This is a genomic window from Bacteroidota bacterium (assembly GCA_016720935.1).
Taxonomy (GTDB): domain Bacteria; phylum Bacteroidota; class Bacteroidia; order AKYH767-A; family 2013-40CM-41-45; genus JADKJP01.
The window spans coordinates 244,739-263,284 of record JADKJP010000003.1; the positions used below are offsets into that span (position 1 = coordinate 244,739).

General features: G+C 41.1%; 15 protein-coding genes. 6 read left to right on the plus strand and 9 right to left on the minus strand.

The genetic code is table 11. From position 1 onward, the window contains the following. Positions 1-211: 211 nt before the first annotated feature. From IPP86_03520 to IPP86_03530, 3 genes are read right to left on the minus strand one after another with little or no spacing between them, the layout of a single operon-like run. Positions 212-1,078: a class I SAM-dependent methyltransferase gene (locus tag IPP86_03520; GenBank protein ID MBL0137586.1), complete on the minus strand. Its 867-nt coding sequence runs from the start codon at positions 1,076-1,078 to the stop codon at positions 212-214. Next, complete coding sequence (locus IPP86_03525; GenBank protein MBL0137587.1) at positions 1,056-2,252, minus strand: polysaccharide biosynthesis C-terminal domain-containing protein; 1,197 nt, start codon at positions 2,250-2,252, stop codon at positions 1,056-1,058. Before IPP86_03525 ends, IPP86_03520 begins: the two co-directional genes overlap by 23 nt. Positions 2,253-2,257: 5 nt before the next feature. Continuing rightward, positions 2,258-3,442 carry a DUF2029 domain-containing protein gene (locus IPP86_03530; protein ID MBL0137588.1) on the minus strand — a complete coding sequence of 395 codons (1,185 nt, stop codon included), beginning with the start codon at positions 3,440-3,442 and terminating at the stop codon, positions 2,258-2,260. Between the two features lie 360 nt (positions 3,443-3,802). Here IPP86_03530 and IPP86_03535 point away from each other — a divergent pair, with 360 nt between their 5' ends. Both IPP86_03535 and recJ read left to right on the plus strand, forming a co-directional pair. Continuing rightward, positions 3,803-4,981: an acyl-CoA dehydrogenase family protein gene (locus IPP86_03535; protein MBL0137589.1), complete on the plus strand. Its 1,179-nt coding sequence runs from the start codon at positions 3,803-3,805 to the stop codon at positions 4,979-4,981. A 467-nt stretch (positions 4,982-5,448) separates the two neighbouring features. Beyond that, positions 5,449-7,173, plus strand: coding sequence for a single-stranded-DNA-specific exonuclease RecJ (gene recJ, locus IPP86_03540; GenBank protein ID MBL0137590.1), 1,725 nt, complete (start codon positions 5,449-5,451; stop codon positions 7,171-7,173). 57 nt (positions 7,174-7,230) lie between these two features. Here recJ and IPP86_03545 read toward each other — a convergent pair whose 3' ends face one another. Beyond that, positions 7,231-7,578: a phage holin family protein gene (locus tag IPP86_03545; protein MBL0137591.1), complete on the minus strand. Its 348-nt coding sequence runs from the start codon at positions 7,576-7,578 to the stop codon at positions 7,231-7,233. 133 nt (positions 7,579-7,711) lie between these two features. On the opposite strand from IPP86_03545, the gene IPP86_03550 reads away from it, so the two are divergent. Continuing rightward, positions 7,712-9,136, plus strand: coding sequence for a Glu/Leu/Phe/Val dehydrogenase (locus IPP86_03550; protein MBL0137592.1), 1,425 nt, complete (start codon positions 7,712-7,714; stop codon positions 9,134-9,136). Between the two features lie 67 nt (positions 9,137-9,203). On the opposite strand, the gene queA is transcribed toward IPP86_03550, so the two are convergent. From queA to IPP86_03575, 5 genes are all read right to left on the minus strand, one after another. Then, the gene (gene queA, locus IPP86_03555; GenBank protein MBL0137593.1) at positions 9,204-10,253 is read right to left on the minus strand and encodes a tRNA preQ1(34) S-adenosylmethionine ribosyltransferase-isomerase QueA; all 1,050 of its coding nucleotides are present in this window, start codon (positions 10,251-10,253) and stop codon (positions 9,204-9,206) included. Positions 10,254-10,363: 110 nt separating this feature from the next. Next, positions 10,364-11,110, minus strand: coding sequence for a tRNA pseudouridine(55) synthase TruB (gene truB / locus IPP86_03560; GenBank protein MBL0137594.1), 747 nt, complete (start codon positions 11,108-11,110; stop codon positions 10,364-10,366). 9 nt (positions 11,111-11,119) lie between these two features. Then, complete coding sequence (locus IPP86_03565) at positions 11,120-11,938, minus strand: undecaprenyl-diphosphate phosphatase (GenBank protein ID MBL0137595.1); 819 nt, start codon at positions 11,936-11,938, stop codon at positions 11,120-11,122. 117 nt (positions 11,939-12,055) lie between these two features. After that, entirely contained in the window at positions 12,056-12,301 is a 246-nt protein-coding gene (locus IPP86_03570) for a DUF3098 domain-containing protein (GenBank protein ID MBL0137596.1), read from the minus strand. A gap of 284 nt (positions 12,302-12,585) precedes the next feature. Continuing rightward, positions 12,586-13,461: a cell division protein FtsX gene (locus tag IPP86_03575; GenBank protein ID MBL0137597.1), complete on the minus strand. Its 876-nt coding sequence runs from the start codon at positions 13,459-13,461 to the stop codon at positions 12,586-12,588. A 250-nt stretch (positions 13,462-13,711) separates the two neighbouring features. Here IPP86_03575 and IPP86_03580 point away from each other — a divergent pair, with 250 nt between their 5' ends. The 3 genes from IPP86_03580 to IPP86_03590 all read left to right on the plus strand — a co-directional run bounded on the left by IPP86_03580 (position 13,712) and on the right by IPP86_03590 (position 18,546). After that, complete coding sequence (locus IPP86_03580; GenBank protein MBL0137598.1) at positions 13,712-16,468, plus strand: leucine--tRNA ligase; 2,757 nt, start codon at positions 13,712-13,714, stop codon at positions 16,466-16,468. Positions 16,469-16,583: 115 nt separating this feature from the next. After that, a complete protein-coding gene (scpB, locus tag IPP86_03585; protein MBL0137599.1) occupies positions 16,584-17,510 on the plus strand; it encodes an SMC-Scp complex subunit ScpB in 927 nt (308 codons plus the stop codon). 250 nt (positions 17,511-17,760) lie between these two features. Beyond that, positions 17,761-18,546, plus strand: a complete 786-nt coding sequence (locus tag IPP86_03590) for a DUF3108 domain-containing protein (protein MBL0137600.1) — start codon at positions 17,761-17,763, stop codon at positions 18,544-18,546.

Genomic DNA, 18,546 nt, shown 5'->3' on the forward strand with positions numbered 1-18,546 from the left:
TAATTCAGAGATCTCAATCCGCGACATAAAATTATTAACCGTTGCTCATTTTCAGGAACATGCTATTTGAAATTCCTCCTACTTCCCTGAAATACACATACATGAATTGAAAACGAAATTATTCCAACATCAGCCAGGAATATTCTGTGATACAAGAATGTGTTTTTATGAAAGAAACAATTCGTGCTATTTTGATTTTAACGAAAAAAAACTACAAATTATCTGAGTCATTTTGGAACTCACCAAATAAATACAGCGGACGAGAACTTAACATTCCGGAAACAAAATTTTTAAAGCCGGCTCCGGGATATGCTTTAAAATGAACACCCTCTTTGCTCAACTCATCCTGGTCATTCGCATCCAGATATCCTTTCCCTGCCTGAAAGTACAACTCAAAACCGAAATCCTTAAAAAAGAGTTTTTTCTGCAGCTGAATTTTTTGAGACTTTTTTTGTGATTGCAAATAAACAGGTGAACCGATGATATACAATTTTCCTCCCGATAATAATTTTTCCTTCAAATGCGAAATTGTCATCACCGGATTTTCCATAAACTGCAAACAATGATTCACAATTATCAAATCAAATTTTTCATTGATGAGACTCAGGTCAGACAGGTTTGTCTGGATACAGATTTTTTGACCGGGAATAGTGTTGACTGACTTCAAACCATACGGTTTCTCCAGAAAGTAATCCAAAGCTACAAGCCGGTGGCCTGCTTTAAGAATTTGCCGGCTTAACCAACCATTCCATGGACCGATTTCCAGAACGGACAATTTTTTTTCACTCCGAATGACATCATTCAGGATTGCTAAACTTTCTCTTCGGTAAGCCCAATCCTTTTTACGTTCGCCCGAATAAAAAAACGGGGAGGTGTTCGTTTCATTTTCTGTCCAAACAGAATTCAACTTTGTCCATGCACGATGATAATTGACCAGAAAGCGCTCCAGCTTTTTCCCGAACTCTTCGGAATATAATTCAATGATACCATCGGACACCTTCACCTTGTGACCGGCTGCGCACTGCAGACTACTTTCGTGTAGAGGCAGAAAACACTCAGGACACAGCAAGGAGATCATTTTCTTTTTCTTTTGGTGTATTGAAAAAATAAATCAGTGCGACAGAAAGTTGTACCACAGCTGCGGATAACAAGGCTCCTTTCATTCCTAAGGATGGTAGCCATATCATATTCAGAAGTATGTTCAGCACGATGCCAAAAAGATTTAAAAACAACACAACATGTTCCTTTCCGGATTTGTAAAGAAGATAAATTACCGGCAGGTATAAAAATATAGGCAATACATAGATCATTCCCAGCCAAATGAAATTTGCATCAAAAGAAAGATGAAATAAATTGTTAGTGACCCACCAAACCACAGGAACTCCGAAAAGTGTGATGAGTATTCCAAGTCCAATGAAGCGATAGGTGATTTTTTTCTTACCGGATGAATGAATACGGTAGAAATTTTTCATGAAAGGCTGAAAGACGTAATTTGATAATGCCTGGAGGTAAATCAGAAAATTCAACAAGACACTATACTGAGCGATTTGATACTTGTCAAGATAAATTGACACAAGGTAGAGATCCGCTCTCGAACTGATCAAACCCGATATAGACAATAGTAAGAAGGGGCCGGCTCCTCTGTAAAATGGAAAGGCTGGAGTGAGCGGGGAAAAAGTAAAAAGCTGTTTTTTATAAATGAGCAGAAGTACACCGGCTTTAAAAACCTCGATAACAAGAAATGCAATTAATAACCAGCTTAGTCCCGCTTCAGCCGGACGGTTCATGATCAATAGGAAAAATATAAGCACAGCAATTGATTCCAATATCAATGTAATTGAAAATTTTCTTTCAAATAATAATAAGGGGTCGAAGCTGGAATAAACAAACCTTGCCAGCAACCAGCCAATCAGAATACATTTTAAAATAATTGTTATGGGGAGAAACAGAATGATGCATGCAGCCGCTAGAAAAACCCGGGATCTTGCGAGGAAAGCTGACTTCAATGCGGGAAATATATCCTTTGGGTTTTTGCTGAATTCACGAAGAAGATATTCCTTATTGCCGAATCCTGTCAGTTGTGTGGCAAGCATGAACCACAAAATAATTTTTGTATAAGCTCCCCATAATTCAGGTGAAATCAAACGAATCACCAGCCATGAACAAATCATGCTTCCAATCGGAGATGACATGTTTGACAATGCATTCAATGCAATGAGCTGAAATCGTCTGACTGTTTTGAGCGTGGCCATCCGGATTAATTGATAACACTCCGATTTGGAGAAGAACCTGTAATTACATCCAGCGGATTGCTTTTACTGTAATTGAACAACTGAATGTAAATCACCACATACAAAATTGCATTCAGCCATAAACGAGTATAAGTCAGAGCTATCGATGTAGATCGTATAGACAATACTTCTAATAACCATGGAAGAAACCCGATCAATCCCGTCAGAAGGATTAGCAAAATAAATCCTCTGGCGTTCCCTCTTACTAATAAAATATTTCCCATCAAGCTAACGGGAAATAATAGTAGCAAGCCGTGATAACTGGCTGAGGCAGGTGAAAGCACAAGAATCGTCATTGCCGTTAGAGATAGTGATGCTTCTATAAAATCCGGTTGTTTTCTGAATTTTAAATAGAGAATAACACCGGCAATCAAAGTGAAGGAATAGATTAAGAATTTAAATACAACATATATTTTTTCAGATGGAAAATATGGATGTGGATTTTCAATGTTGTCTGGTAAAAACAATTGATGACCCAGTGAGTTCCAGGATTGAAAACTTGATGACCATGGAGATTGACCTTCAAGATTTCCATTCAAATGTTGAAATAATACGTTGTGGAAATAATCAGAGTAAACATTACTTCCTAAAAGAATCAGAGCCACAATATGAAACAACAAAAAGACAGCTGATGCGGAGAGAAGCGTTTTCCATCTTCTTTCACTGATCAGCGTGGGTATAAAAACAAGTGGAAAATATTTGATTGCAATCCCTGTCCCCAGAAAAAATCCTGTACTGCTTGCATATCCTTTAAGTACAAGAAAATAGGAGGTGAGAAGAAACAATAGTAGCATAAGGTACATCTGACCCAGATATAAATTGTTCACCAATGCCATTCCACTCATCAGGAATATTAGCAGGCTCATCGGTCCTGGCAGTCCTGTTATCCGACTCATAAGTAAAACAATGGGGATAATCAACAAAATATTGAAAATTAGCCAAATACGTTTAGCTGTAAGAGCATCAAAACCAACAAAAGGCAAGAGAATAAATGCTGTTGGAGGCGGAAAAGGCGAGAATTTTCCCTGTTCTGAAAAGCCATGGCTGTACAATTGATTTTGAAACCAATCTGAGTGGTACAAACTGTCTGCATTTTGACCTTCAACAACAATGCTTGCCGCGACAAAATAATTGGGGAAATCACTTTGCATCTTTTTCCAGCCAGGCAGTATACCCAAAAGCAATGGAAATAGGCACAATACGATGATTGCGGGAAATATCCATTTACCTGGTTTGAAAAACAGCTGTATACTTAGAGATTTCATTTCAAAACAAAGGAATGAATATTTGCTAAATTTGCAGCGCTAAAACAAGCACCCTTAGGAGAATTAGGAAATAAGCGCTTACAGTGAATGGAGGAGGGTTAGTGGTGAAGAGTGAATAGTAAACAGGACACACTATTCAATTATTTTCTCTGCATCATTCAACCACTAAGCACCAACCACTAAGCACCAACCACTAAGCACCAACCACTAAGCACTACCCACTAAGCACTAATTTCAAAAAACAATATGGCAACTGACAGATTTCAATACCATGATTACTATCTCGTTGACGAATTATTAACCGAAGAACATAAACTCATTCGTAACAGTGTTCGTGAGTGGGTTAAAAAAGAAGTATCTCCAATTGTAGAAGATGCATGTCAGAAAGCGACCTTCCCGAAACAATGGATCAAAGGTCTTGCTGAGATTGGCGCATTTGGACCTTACATCCCTGTAGAATATGGCGGTGGTGGTTTGGATCAGATTGCCTACGGACTGATTATGATGGAACTTGAAAGAGGAGATTCCGGTTTGCGTTCAACTGCATCTGTTCAGAGTTCTTTGGTGATGTATCCTATTTATACCTATGGAAGTGAAGAGCAGAGAAAAAAATACCTTCCTAAACTTGCTTCAGGTGAAATGATGGGATGTTTTGGATTGACAGAACCGGATCACGGCTCGAACCCAAATGGGATGTTATCCAATATCAAAGACAAAGGAGATCATTACCTGTTGAACGGATCAAAAATGTGGATCTCAAATGCTCCGTTTGCCGATATCGCTGTCGTCTGGGCAAAAGATGAAGCAGGTGTAATCCGTGGAATGATCGTTGAACGCGGAATGCCCGGTTTTACTACTCCGGAAACACACGGTAAATGGTCCTTGCGTGCAAGCGCGACCGGAGAATTGGTTTTTGATAATGTGAAAGTTCCTAAAGAAAATATTCTTCCAAATGTCAAAGGATTGAAAGGGCCACTCGGCTGTTTGAATTCAGCACGCTACGGAATCAGCTGGGGAGCCATGGGCGCGGCACTGGATTGTTATGATTCAGCACTTCGATACTCTCAGGAGAGAATCCAGTTTGGTAAGCCTATTGGTGGTTTTCAGCTGACACAGAAGAAACTGGCTGAAATGATCACAGAAATTACCAAAGCACAGGTGCTTACCTGGAGATTGGGTGTTCTGAAGAATGAAAACCGTGCAACTCCTGCGCAAATTTCAATGGCAAAAAGAAACAATGTGAATATGGCTCTCCAAATCGCACGTGAAGCACGACAAATTCATGGTGGAATGGGTATCACCGGAGAATATCCGATTATGCGTCACATGATGAACCTGGAATCGGTGATTACTTATGAAGGAACACACGACATCCATTTGCTCATCACCGGACTTGATGTGACTGGCTTCAATGCGTTTGAATAAATCATAAAGTTTTCGAATTTAATTTCGAATGTCAATCCGGACAGGAAGATCGTTTCCCAATAGATCTACCTCTCCGGATTTAACATTTTCCCAAAAAAACTGATGTTGTAACGTTCATTCGATCAAATGATAAATTTTTCACCCTTATTCTTGTATAAAATTTAGTTAATTTTTTTTTCAATCCTCAATCCTCAATCCTCAATCCTCAATCCTCAATCCTCAATCCTCAATCCTCAATCCTCAATCCTCAATCCTCAATCCTCAATCCTCAATCCTCAATCCTCAATCCTCAATCCTCAATCCTCAATCCTCAATCCTCAATCCTCAATCCTCAATCCTCAATCCTCAATCCTCAATCCTCAATCCCTTATTTCCGTCGATTCACCAAATGCTGTGAAGATATTTTACTTTATGAGGATTCGTAATACCGTCAATTTAATTACCTTGCAAATCATTTTTTTCATGAAATGTTGGAAGTCGAAATAAAAGAGAAGCGGTGGGCGCTGAAACCCCAGGGTGAAAATTCGTTGGTCTTATCACTGGCGAAACAATTGAACATCAGTTCTACCCTGGCCAATTTGTTGGTTCAACGCGGCATCACTTCATTTGAGGAGGCCAAAACTTTTTTTCGTCCCAAAATGACGGATCTGCATGATCCATTCCTGATGAAGGATATGGAAAAGGCTATCGACCGTATTGAAAAGGCATTGGCATCAAATGAAAAAATTCTCGTCTACGGAGATTATGATGTCGATGGTACTACTGCCGTCGCTCTTGTTTACTCCTTTTTTAAAACTTTCTACAACGACTTAGATTATTATCTGCCCGATCGTCACAAAGAAGGTTATGGAATTTCTTTTGCCGGAATTGATTACGCGAAAGAAAATGGATTCAGCCTTATCATCGCTCTGGATTGTGGAATCAAAGCAAACGATAAAGTGAATTACGCCAAAGAACGCGGAATTGATTTTGTCATCTGCGATCATCATCGTCCGGGTGAATTCCTTCCGGATGCAAGTGCCGTTCTTGATCCAAAACGCGAAGACGATGAATATCCTTTTAAAGAATTATCCGGTTGTGGAATTGGTTTTAAGTTGATTCAGGCTTACGCGCAACGTCATCACATTCCTTTCGAACAACTAGAAGTTTATCTGGATCTCGTCGCGGTAAGTACTGCAGCGGATATTGTTCCCATTGTTGGTGAAAACAGAGTACTCGTGTATCACGGTTTGCAATGGCTGAATAAAAATCCAAGACCCGGAATCAAAGCGATTCTGGAACTGGCACAAGTGAAACGCGAGCTCACAGTCAACGATATTGTATTCATCATCGGTCCGCGTATCAATGCAGCCGGTAGAATCCAGGATGCGCGACAGGCAGTTGATCTCCTGATTTCCGCGAATGCAGCACAGGCTTTATTTGAAGGAAAAAATATCGACGAAAAAAATTCTGAACGCCGCAGCCTTGATTTAAATATTACCGAACAGGCATTACGCATCATTCAGGAAGACTCATTCTTTGCAAAAAGAAAATCTACAGTGTTGTTTCACCCGGAATGGAACAAAGGTGTCATCGGTATCGTAGCTTCCAGGCTCACTGAAAAATATTACCGCCCGACGATCATTCTTACTGAATCCAATGGACTGGCAACAGGTTCAGCACGCTCTGTCAAAGACTTTGATATTTACAATGCCATAGAATCCTGCAGTGATCTTCTGGAACAATTCGGAGGACATATGTATGCGGCCGGACTAACACTTAAACTCGAAAACCTCGAAAAATTCTCTGAGCGTTTTGAAGAAATTGTTTCCGCGACCATCGATGAAAAGTCGCTTACACAGGAAATCGAAATCGATTCTGTTCTCAAACTGAATGAAATCTCGTCTTCCTTTTTCAGTGTACTTAAACAGTTTGCCCCTTTTGGACCCGGAAATATGAGTCCGGTTTTTCGCACAGAAAATGTTCGGGATACAGGTTTATCGCGCATCGTAGGTAATAATCATCTCAAGCTGAATCTCGCTGAAGATGAAACAACACGTTTTGGATTGGATGGAATTGCTTTTCAAATGGGTCAATACTATCCTTTTATTTCCCGTCGCATTCCTTTTGATATTTGTTATACACTTGAAGAAAATACCTTCAATGGCAAAACAAATATTCAGATGAATGTTAAAGACATCAGAATGAAATAATCCGGAATCACCGGATAGTCCCATTTTTTACTTCTTCATTTCATTCCTCAATGGGAATCACTTTTGTTCTTTTGAATTAAAGGAACTGAAGATGGACGTTACCAGCGATAAAATAATACTGAAGAAAAGCGCTGTCCAGAAGCCTTGGACATGAAATCCATCTACCAGCTTGTCCACCAGCAGGATCATCCCCGCATTGATGACCAGGAGAAATAATCCCAGAGATAACAAGGTAATGGGAATTGTTAAAAAAACGAGAATTGGCTTTACAATCGCGTTGAGCAGTGACAAAACAGCAGCAACAATTAAAGCGGTTAATGCTCCGTCAATATGTACTCCGGGCAGGATCAGGGCAGTCACGATCACAGCCAAAGCGCTCATAAACAATCTTCCTAAGAATTCCATTTTAAAATTTTGGTGAAATTATGAAGAGTTCAGGATTTTTCCCCCATCCTGTAGTTAAAAATTAGAAATTTCATTCGAGGGAAAAACCGTAGAAAACTTGACTAAATTTGCAGCCTTCTTTAAAAAACCGAATATGAGCAACGATATTGAAAATGGCCGGAAATTCTATGATGGTGTTCTTTCTTCATTTGATAAAGCTGCAGCATTTACTGATTTTGAGCCCGGACTGTTAAACCAGATTAAAACCTGTAACAGTATTTATAAATTTTATTTCCCTCTTGAAGTGGACGGGAAGATAGAAGTAATCGAGGGGATTCGTGTTCAGCACAGTCACCACAGTACTCCTACCAAAGGTGGTATTCGTTACAGTGAATTTGTTAACGAAGATGAGGTGAAAGCCTTGGCTACTTTGATGACCTTCAAATGTGCCGTGGTGGATCTTCCATTCGGTGGAGCAAAAGGTGGTATCAAGGTTAATCCAAGAAATTATACAGATCGCCAACTCGAGCGAATTACTCGTCGTTATACGACCGAACTGATCAAGAAAAGCATGATCGGAGCCGCGATTGATGTACCTGCTCCTGATTATGGTAGTGGATCCCGTGAAATGGCCTGGATAGCAGACACCTACGCTACATTTAAATACGACGATTTGAATGCAATGGGTTGCGTGACCGGTAAACCTCTTGGTTTGGGCGGTATCCATGGACGTACAGAAGCTACCGGACAAGGTCTTTATTTTGGTCTTCGCGAAGCATTGAATAATGCGGAAGACATGAAAGAAATCGGACTTACCACCGGTATTCAGGGAAAACGCATCATCGTTCAGGGTCTTGGTAACGTAGGTTATTATGCCGCAAAATTCTGTTCCGACGGAGGTGGAATCATTGTTGGTATCGCTGAATATGAAGGTGGTATCTACAACGAAAACGGATTGGATGTAGAGGCTGTTTTCAAACACCGTAAGGCAAGCAAGTCAATTCTGAATTATCCCGGAGCAAAAAATTTCACAAACTCCCTTGAAGTCCTCGAACAGGAATGTGACATTCTCATCCCGGCTGCTCTTGAAAACCAAATCACCAAAGATAATGCGCCACGACTGAAAGCAAAAATCATTGCTGAAGGTGCAAATGGTCCGGTGACTCCTAATGCTGAAAATATTCTGCTCCAAAGAAACGTCATGATCATTCCGGATTTATTCCTCAATGCCGGTGGTGTGACAGTTTCCTATTTCGAATGGCTGAAAAATCTTTCTCACGTTCACTTTGGACGTATGGAAAAACGTTTTCAGGAAATGTCGAATTCTGAATTGATTGGCGCAGTTGAAAAAATAACCGGGAAAAATCTCGACGCGAAACAACGCAAAGTGTTAACTCACGGAGCGGATGAAATCGATATCGTACGTTCCGGACTGGAAGAAACAATGATTCATGCCTTCAACGACATTCGTGATATTCGTCTGAAAGATTCACGCATCAAGGACCTCAGAACTGCGGCTTTTGTTTGCGGTATCCGTAAGCTTGGTGTTGCTTATCAGAACCTGGGAATTTTCCCTTGATTTGTATTGCACAAAAAAAAGAGGCGGTCACCAGTTTGGGGCCGCCTCTTTTTTTTGATCCTTGTGTTTAGATGATCAACATCGCATCACCATAACTGTAGAATCTGTATTTTTCTTTGATCGCTACTTTGTAAGCATGCATAACATGCTCATAACCGCCGAACGCAGCAACCATCATCAATAACGTTGATTCCGGCATGTGGAAATTGGTGATCATGGTGTTGGCAACACTGAAATCGTAAGGAGGGAAAATGAATTTATTCGTCCAGCCATCAAATGGTTTCAACTCACCTTGTGTTGAAACCGAAGTTTCAATACCACGCATTACAGTTGTTCCAACAGCACAAATTCTCTTTTTAGCTCCTTTGGCTTTGTTGACAATTTCGCAGCAATCTTTCGGGATAATCACTTGCTCGGAATCCATTTTGTGCTTGGTGAGGTCCTCAACTTCAACAGGACGGAAAGTTCCAAGTCCAACATGCAAAGTAAGTTCTGCAAAATGAACGCCTTTGAGTTCAAGTCTTTTCACAAGTGGCATACTGAAATGCAATCCGGCTGTTGGTGCTGCTACAGCTCCCTCATGTCTTGCAAAAACAGTCTGGTAACGCTCCACATCTTCCGGTTCAGCCTTACGCTTGATATATTTTGGAAGCGGAGTGTTTCCCAACTGAGTAATCGCTTTTTTGAACTCTTCATAAGGACCATCAAAAAGGAACCGAAGAGTTCTTCCGCGTGAGGTAGTATTGTCAATAACCTCCGCGACAAGCAAATCATCGTCACCGAAATACAGCTTGTTGCCGATACGGATCTTTCTTGCAGGGTCTACCAATACATCCCAAAGACGGCTCTCACGGTTCAATTCACGCAGCAAAAAGACCTCAATCTTGGCGCCGGTTTTTTCTTTGTTACCATACAAACGTGCAGGGAATACACGGGTATTGTTCACAACCATCACGTCACCTTCGTTGAAATAACCAAGGATGTCTTTGAAATGTTTGTGCTCAATTTTTCCTGTTTTCCTGTCTAAAACCATCAGACGAGCGTCTTCTCGGTTTTTTGCCGGATGTGTGGCAATAAGGCTTTCGGGGATGCTAATTTTAAACTGGGATAATTTCATTTCTGTTCGATATGTAAAACCCTCTGAAAATCAAATAGGGGCGGCAAAGATAATATACCGCTACCCCCCTTGTAAAGGGTTTGTGAATAATTATTTTTGATTGACAAGAACTATGAAATGATCTGTTTGTCAGTAATTTGACTTGAGAATTCTATCGGGTCAACCGCATTCTGCAATTTGTACTCACCGATACGGGTCCTGCAAAGCGCCGAAAGGTAGGCTCCCGTTCCAAGTTTTTCACCGAAATCAAAAGCAAGTGTCCGGATGTATGTTCCCTTGGTACAAACCACACGAAAATCCACTTCAGGGAGTTCTATGCGGGTTATTTCAAATTCTCTGATTTCGATTTCTTTAGGTTTGATTTCTACTTCTTTGCCTTGTCTTGCTAACTGGTAGGCTCGTTTTCCTCCAACCTTCACCGCAGAATGTGCCGGAGGTGTTTGCATTTGTATGCCAATGAATTGGTTAGCAATGGATAGCAATTCTTCCGCCTTTGGAAGGCGCACATTCGGTCGGGCAATTACTTCGGATTCCAGATCATGGGAAACCGTATTTGCCCCCAAAACAAAAGTGCCGGTGTATTCCTTTTCAGCATCCTGAATCTCTGAAATTCTCTTTGTGAATTTTCCCGTACACAAAATGAGTAAACCTGTAGCCAAAGGATCCAAAGTTCCTGCGTGACCGATTTTTAATTTCCGGATTTCTTTTTCTCCGGTATGCCGGCTTTTGTAAAAAGCGCTCAGCGCTCCTTTGAGTTTTCGAACAACATCAAATGAGGTCCATTGATAGGGTTTATTGATCAGGAATATTTGTCCGCTGATTAATTGTTCCGCATCCCGGATGAAATCATATGCCATACTTCGGAATTAGAACAAAGTAAGTTCGAAACCCAGGAAATACAGAATTAAGATTGTCCCGCCGACGATAATCCTGTAATAGCCGAATAATTTAAATCCATTTTTCGTCAGAAAGCCAATGAATGATTTAATGGCAAGCATGGCCACAAAAAATGCAACTATATTTCCTACGATCAGTAATTCAATCTGATTTCCCTGAAAACCTCCGCCATGTTTGTACAAATCGTACAAATCTTTTACCGTTGCTGCGAACATAGTTGGTACCGCAAGAAAAAATGAAAATTCAGCTGCAGCTTTTTTATTTAATCCCTGTGTAAGTCCGCCGATAATTGTTGCTGCAGAACGGGAAACACCGGGGATCATCGCGATAACCTGGAACATACCTATTTTGACAGCTTTCGAATTGGATTCCAAGTCAGGAGATCCACGCTCTTCAGCCCTGGCAAACCATTTGTCCAGCATCAGGAATAATATTCCTCCAAGTAAAAGTGAAACAGCTACTACGATTACATTCTCCAACATCATATCGATGTACTTCTTGAACAGCAATCCGAATACCACGGCTGGAATGAACGCGAGCAAAAGACGTCGGTAAAAAGCAAAACTTTTCTGCAAGTTTCCATCGGTCGGAATAAATTTTCTCCAATACAATGCGACCACCGAAAGGATAGCGCCAAATTGGATGACAACTGTAAAGGTTTTTGTAAAGTCTTCCTTGGCGATTCCCATCACAGAAGAACCAATGATCATATGACCTGTAGATGAAACAGGAAGGAATTCGGTCAGCCCTTCAATAATGGCAAGGATAATCGCCTGGAGATAATTCATAGCAGAATAAGAAAACTAAGTTTATTAGATCGATCTGATCAGAAGATTCCTTCAATAAAAAATGTGCAGACAGGAAGATCTATACCTTCAGTATCTGCACATCAGGAAGTATTAGTTTTATTCTTTCGTTTTTTTCAATACCGCAACAACCGCTACAACGAGTCCTCCGATCACAAGGATAGGGGCAAGTGTAATCCTGCGGAAACTGAAGATGGATGGATCCCAAACGGAAGGATCTTTCGAACCTCCGCCTGACATGCAAACAAAGCCAATAAAAATCAGCGCGATGGCAATCAGCATCAATACATAATTCTCCTTGCCAAATGCAAAGTCAATCGTCGGTTTGTTTTCTTTTTTAGCCATGTTCTTTGAATTCACCTGAATAGAGCTGCAAGTATACTGTTTTCTCTTAAATCCACCTGAAAACAAGGTGAAAATTCAAGAAAAGAGGGATTTTAAGCGTTTTTGCTTTTCTTATTATCGGATCGTTCCGGTTGACAAAACACTCTTGAAGCACAGAGTACACTAAGACTTCACAAAGAACACTGTGAGTATTAATCCAAAAATCTTAGTAGAACTTTGTGAAACTTTGGAGCACTTTGTGATTCAGGATTGTTCGTATTGAAGCATGGCAGCTCGAAAGAACTTTAATACAATTCTTCTGTTCTCAGCCGGAGATATTTATTCACCGCGAAATAGGTACTTAAACCTGATAGTAAAATACCGAGTACAAGAATGCAGGCAAAAAGTAAAATCATAATGTTCAAATCCGACAACTGGCCCAGGACAGGAAATCTTGTTTCAATGAGGTATACAATACCACCTAACAATATTATGGCGACGAAACCCGCATACAATCCGTGAGCCAGACTTTTTCGGATAAAAGGCCATCGTATGAAATTTTTTGTCGCACCTACCAGCTGCATACTCTTGATCAAAAATCTTTTGGAGTACATGGATAAACGAATCGTGTTGTGAATGAGAGCCACCGCCACAACAAACAAAAGCAGACAAAAGAAGAGGATTACCAAAGCAACCGTCCGGAAGTTTTTGTTCATCCTGCTGATTTCGGTTTCCTGGTAAACCACATCTCTCACCAGTTTATTCTGGGACAACAATTCACTGATCAGTCGTAAGCTGTCGGTTTGAGCGTAATCCGCTTTCAAACTGATATCAATCGTTGCAGGTAATGGATTTGATTCCAGCATGCTCACGGCACCTTCTCCGAGGTCTTTTTTCAGACTGTCCAAAGCCTCTTCTTTCGATACATAACGTGTGTTACTGACAAAAGGCAATGTTTGAAGCATTTCCCTGAAGGACTGTACATCCGCGTCAGAGACCTGGTCCTGAAGGAAAATATTCAGTTCTACATGTTGCTTTACATAGTCTGAAATCTTCCGGGCATCGATGACCAATAAACCCAGCAAACCGAGCATGAAAAGCACCAGTGAAATACTGATGATAGCGGAAACGTAAGATGAACGTAAGCGCTTATTGCTGTCTTTTTGGGGATCTTTTTCCATGAAAATTCGAATCACGAAAGTACATAAAGATTCCCCCTCCCAAACCCGCCAAATCCAACCTGTCGTCTTATTTTTCTACATTCGCATGTTGGCAAAGATTTGTCTGGTTCCGGGTTCAGCTTTTAACTGATTGCAGAAAAGAATTTGGAAATATTTGAATTCGGTATCCTAATCTTCCAATAACCTAATAACCCAATAACCCAATAACCCAATAACCAACTAACCAACCCGAAACCCGAAACCAATAACAATGGAGTACAATTTCAAATCAATAGAAAAAAAATGGCAGAACCGCTGGAAGGAACAGCAGGTTTACAAGGCGGATATTGATCTGTCAAAACCCAAATATTATGTATTGGATATGTTCCCATATCCTTCAGGAGCTGGATTGCATGTCGGTCATCCACTTGGCTATATCGCTTCGGATATATATTCCCGTTATAAAAGATTAAAAGGTTTCAATGTCCTGCATCCGATGGGATATGACGCATTCGGTTTGCCTGCTGAACAATACGCGATTCAAACCGGGACACATCCCGCGATTACCACAGAACAAAATATCGCCAGATATAGGGAGCAACTTGATAACATCGGCTTTTCTTTTGACTGGAGCAGGGAAGTCAGAACAAGCGATCCTTCTTATTACAAATGGACTCAGTGGATTTTTATCAAACTGTTCAATTCCTGGTACAATTCTGAAACTAACAAGGCAGAACCCATCGATACGCTGATCGAAAAAATCAACGCTGGAAAGATCTCTGTGCCCGGGAATAAAAAGTGGAATGAACTTTCCATAGCATCTCAACAGGAATTTTTGCAAGACTATCGCCTCGCCTTTCTAAGTGAAACGACAGTCAACTGGTGTCCTGCTCTGGGAACAGTACTTGCCAACGAAGAAGTAAAAGACGGTGTAAGCGAACGCGGTGGATATCCCGTCGAACGCAAACTCATGAAACAATGGAGCCTTCGGATTACTGCGTATGCACAACGATTGCTCGATGATCTGGATACCATCGACTGGACTGACTCTCTAAAAGAACAGCAGCGTAACTGGATAGGCCGAAGTGAAGGAGCGCAGCTTGAATTCAAAGTGATGAATTCTAACAAGGCTTTCGAGGTGTTCACCACCCGTCCGGATACAATTTTCGGAGTTTCATTCATGACACTTGCACCGGAACATTCACTTGTTTCAGAAATCACAACAGAAGAACAAAGACCTGCTGTCCTGAAATATGTAGAAGAAGCAAAGAATCGCAGCGACCGTGAAAGAATGACCGAAGTAAAACGCATTACCGGTGTTTTCACCGGAGCTTATGCGGAGCATCCCTTTACAGGAAAAGCAATTCCAATCTGGATTGGAGATTATGTGTTAGCCGGTTATGGAACCGGAGCCGTCATGGCTGTTCCCGGTCATGATGAACGTGATCATGCATTCGCAAAACATTTTGCTTTGCCGATTATCCAGGTCGTAGAATCCCCTGAAGGAATCGATATTCAGGAACAATCCTTTGATGCAAAAGAAGGCAAATGCATGAATTCAGATTTCCTGAACGGACTGGAAGTAAAAAAGGCAATACGAAAGGCGATCGAAGAAATCGAAAAGAAAAAGATTGGAACAGGCAAAGTAAATTTCCGTTTGCGTGACGCGATCTTCGGAAGACAACGGTATTGGGGAGAACCGATTCCGGTGTATTATAAGGATGGAATTCCTTATACAGTAGATGAAAAAGATTTGCCGGTAATTCTTCCCGATGTAGACAAGTATCTTCCGACAGAAGATGGAGAACCACCATTGGCCAGAGCAAAAAACTGGAAATACCAGGGCAAATACGATTTTGAAACTACGACTATGCCCGGATGGGCCGGATCTTCCTGGTATTTTCTGCGGTATATGGATGCAAACAACAACAAAGAATTTGCCTCCAAAGAAGCGCTTAATTACTGGCAAGATGTAGATCTGTACATGGGTGGCGCTGAACATGCCACCGGGCATTTGCTCTATGTTCGCTTCTGGACAAAATTTCTGTATGACCTGGGATATATTCCTGTGCAGGAACCAGCCAAAAAATTGATCAACCAGGGGATGATCCAGGGACGGTCAAATTTTGTGTACAGAGTGAAAGATTCGAATACATATGTATCCTTCGGACTGAGGAAAAATCACGAAACAACAGCTTTGCATGTGGATGTAAACCTTGTTGAAAATGATGAACTCGATATTGAAAAATTCAAGTTGTGGAGACCTGAATTTGAAAACGCGGAATTCGTTTTAGAGAATGGTAAATACCTCTGCGGAAGTGAAATTGAAAAAATGTCCAAACGCTGGCACAACGTTGTAAATCCTGATGACATGGTGAACCGTTATGGCGCTGATTGTCTTCGTCTATACGAAATGTTCCTCGGTCCCCTTGAGCTCTCAAAACCCTGGAATACCAATGGTATCAGCGGAACTTCCAATTTCATTCGCAAGCTGTGGAAGCTTTACCACCGTCAGGATGCAGCCAGCAGAGATCTCGTTTGGGATGTTTCTGAAACAGAACCGACAAAAGCCGAGTTGAAGGCACTTCACAAAACCATCAAGAAGATAGTTGAAGATATTGATCGGTATTCTTTCAATACATCAGTTAGTAATTTTATGATTTGTGTAAATGAACTCACGGATTTGAAATGTAATAAACGTGCCATCCTTGAACCCCTTGCCATCATCGTTTCTCCTTATGCACCGCATATTGCTGAGGAATTATGGGAAAAGCTTGGGCACAATGAAAGTATCACGAAGGCTTCCTTTCCTGAATTCCGTGAGGAATATATGACTGAAGATGCTTTCGATTATCCGATTTCAGTAAATGGAAAGACCAAATTCAATCTCAACATCGCGCTTTCTTTATCAAAAGAGGAAATCGAACGGGAAGTGATGAATGCGGAGGAGGTCAAAAAACTCCTGGGCGGAACAACTCCTAAAAAAGTAGTAGTAGTTCCCGGAAGAATCGTAAACATCGTTGTGTAAAAACTATTACCTTTACTTACAGAGGGTTATTTGGATTGTGAATTGATTTTTTGGTCAGATTCTGCAAAAAATTCTAATTTGCGACATCATTTAATTCTCTCCCCTTTAACTAATTATGAATCAATTAAATCAGCATATCGAAGCCCTGATCTTCTGTTCCGAGCAAAGTATTTCGCTCGAAGAAATCGCCGCTTCGCTGAAATTAACTTTTGACTGGGAACCTGCCGAAGCTGCGATCCTGAGGGCCATCGAAGAGATCAAAGCCAAATACGAAGGGGAAGACTATTCTTTTCAGTTGGTGGAAATTTCTGAAGGTTATCAGTTCATGACCAAAAAGGAATACCATGCTACGATCAACGCCCTGATCCAGCACAAATCAAAAAAGAAGTTGTCTGTTCCGCAGATGGAAACCTTGTCCATCATCGCATACCGCCAGCCCATCACCAAGTCTGAAATGGAACATATTCGTGGAGTAAGTTGCGATTATGCGATTCAGAAACTGCTGGAAAAAGATCTTATTTCCATCTCCGGAAAAAGCGATGGTCCCGGTCGTCCGGTATTGTACAGCACCAGCCAGAGTTTCATGGATTACTTCGGAATCAAATCCGTGAAAGATCTTCCACAGCTCAAAGACCTTCACATCGAACAGAATGAAATCGGTTCTTCCAGCGAGTATGCCGATTCTGAACTCGAAGACAATACACCTGTCGAAATGACGCCTGAAGATGTTTTGGGAACAGAACAAACTGAAGGCATAGAGATTACAGCTGAAATTTCAGAAGAAGTTGAAGCAGTTGTGAATTCAGAAGAAAGCAATGAAGAAAATTCTCTTGAACAGTCAGAGAATCTTCCAGAAGTCATTGCTGAAGAAGAGGTTGAAATAGAAAATTCTGAAGAAGAAATTCCTCCGGTCATGGGGGAGGAGGAGGACCTGCAGATCCCGGATCGGAAATCTATTTTTATGGAGAACCAGGTCGAGTCGACGGATGAAAATGTCACCGAAGAAAACTCTGAATTTCGCGGGGAAGCTGATCCTTCCTGAGAAAATAAATCAAGAATAAACTAAAGCCGGCCGGTTTTCGTTAAAAAGGACGAAATCAGCCGGCTTCTTAGTATCCTAAATTTTCACTTAAACCGCTGATTATAGGATACTTATTCCTTGGACAGCAAGTACATTCCGATTCTGTCCTTCATAAATTTGCCCCTATCTTTGCCATCACATGGACCATCCTATTCATCATCCTTATCAGCATAATCAGCGGTCCGGTCCGGTATTTGCTTTCTCCCCCTTCATGAAAAAGCTCATCCTTCTCTTCATTCTTTTTTCCTTCGGTGCAAGCGGTGTTGTCCCAGCGCAAAAGAAGCTCCGTACAATCAAGAATGAATCTTTCAAACCCGGAGAAATTCTAAAATTCCGCATTCACTACGGATTTATGGATGCCGGAGAAGCCATTCTGGAAGTTAAAAGTGATCTGAAAAATTTTGGTGGCCGCGATTGTTATCATGTTGTCGGCACCGGAAGCACTGTTGGAGCATTCGACTGGTTTTTTAAAGTCAGGGACCGATATGAAAGTGTAGTTGACAAAGATGCAATGCTTCCATGGATGTTTATCCGTCGCGTGAATGAAGGCGGTTATATCATCAATCAAAACGTCAGTTTCAATCATTACAAAGACTCCGCTTACAGCGAGAAAAAAACGATTTCAATTCCGGAAAATACCCAGGACCTTATTTCCGCATTTTATTATGCACGCACACTCGATTTCGCGAATGCAAAGGAAGGAGATATTTTTCCAATCATGGGTTATCTGGATGATGCCACCATTCCGCTCAACCTGAAATTTCTTGGTAGGGAAGAAGTGAAAACAAAAAAGGGAACATTTAAATGTGTAAAGTTTCGTCCGATGTTACAGGAAGGACGAGTATTCAAAGATCAGGAGGACATGACAGTCTGGATCAGCGACGATAAAAACAGAATTCCCGTACGCGTACAAACAGACATCCTGATCGGATCGATCAAAATGGATCTTGTCGATTTTGATAACCTCGCCAACGAACCGGCGATCACTAAAAAATAA

Bases quoted from the DNA above. Each gene is read 5' to 3' on its own strand.
- IPP86_03520 (MBL0137586.1), bottom strand. From the start codon at position 1,078: ATGATCTCCTTGCTGTGTCCTGAGTGTTTTCTGCCTCTACACGAAAGT.
- IPP86_03525 (MBL0137587.1), bottom strand. From the start codon at position 2,252: ATGGCCACGCTCAAAACAGTCAGACGATTTCAGCTCATTGCATTGAAT.
- IPP86_03530 (MBL0137588.1), bottom strand. From the start codon at position 3,442: ATGCAAAGTGATTTCCCCAATTATTTTGTCGCGGCAAGCATTGTTGTT.
- IPP86_03535 (MBL0137589.1), top strand. From the start codon at position 3,803: ATGGCAACTGACAGATTTCAATACCATGATTACTATCTCGTTGACGAA.
- recJ (MBL0137590.1), top strand. From the start codon at position 5,449: ATGTTGGAAGTCGAAATAAAAGAGAAGCGGTGGGCGCTGAAACCCCAG.
- IPP86_03545 (MBL0137591.1), bottom strand. From the start codon at position 7,578: ATGGAATTCTTAGGAAGATTGTTTATGAGCGCTTTGGCTGTGATCGTG.
- IPP86_03550 (MBL0137592.1), top strand. From the start codon at position 7,712: ATGAGCAACGATATTGAAAATGGCCGGAAATTCTATGATGGTGTTCTT.
- queA (MBL0137593.1), bottom strand. From the start codon at position 10,253: ATGAAATTATCCCAGTTTAAAATTAGCATCCCCGAAAGCCTTATTGCC.
- truB (MBL0137594.1), bottom strand. From the start codon at position 11,110: ATGGCATATGATTTCATCCGGGATGCGGAACAATTAATCAGCGGACAA.
- IPP86_03565 (MBL0137595.1), bottom strand. From the start codon at position 11,938: ATGAATTATCTCCAGGCGATTATCCTTGCCATTATTGAAGGGCTGACC.
- IPP86_03570 (MBL0137596.1), bottom strand. From the start codon at position 12,301: ATGGCTAAAAAAGAAAACAAACCGACGATTGACTTTGCATTTGGCAAG.
- IPP86_03575 (MBL0137597.1), bottom strand. From the start codon at position 13,461: ATGGAAAAAGATCCCCAAAAAGACAGCAATAAGCGCTTACGTTCATCT.
- IPP86_03580 (MBL0137598.1), top strand. From the start codon at position 13,712: ATGGAGTACAATTTCAAATCAATAGAAAAAAAATGGCAGAACCGCTGG.
- scpB (MBL0137599.1), top strand. From the start codon at position 16,584: ATGAATCAATTAAATCAGCATATCGAAGCCCTGATCTTCTGTTCCGAG.
- IPP86_03590 (MBL0137600.1), top strand. From the start codon at position 17,761: ATGAAAAAGCTCATCCTTCTCTTCATTCTTTTTTCCTTCGGTGCAAGC.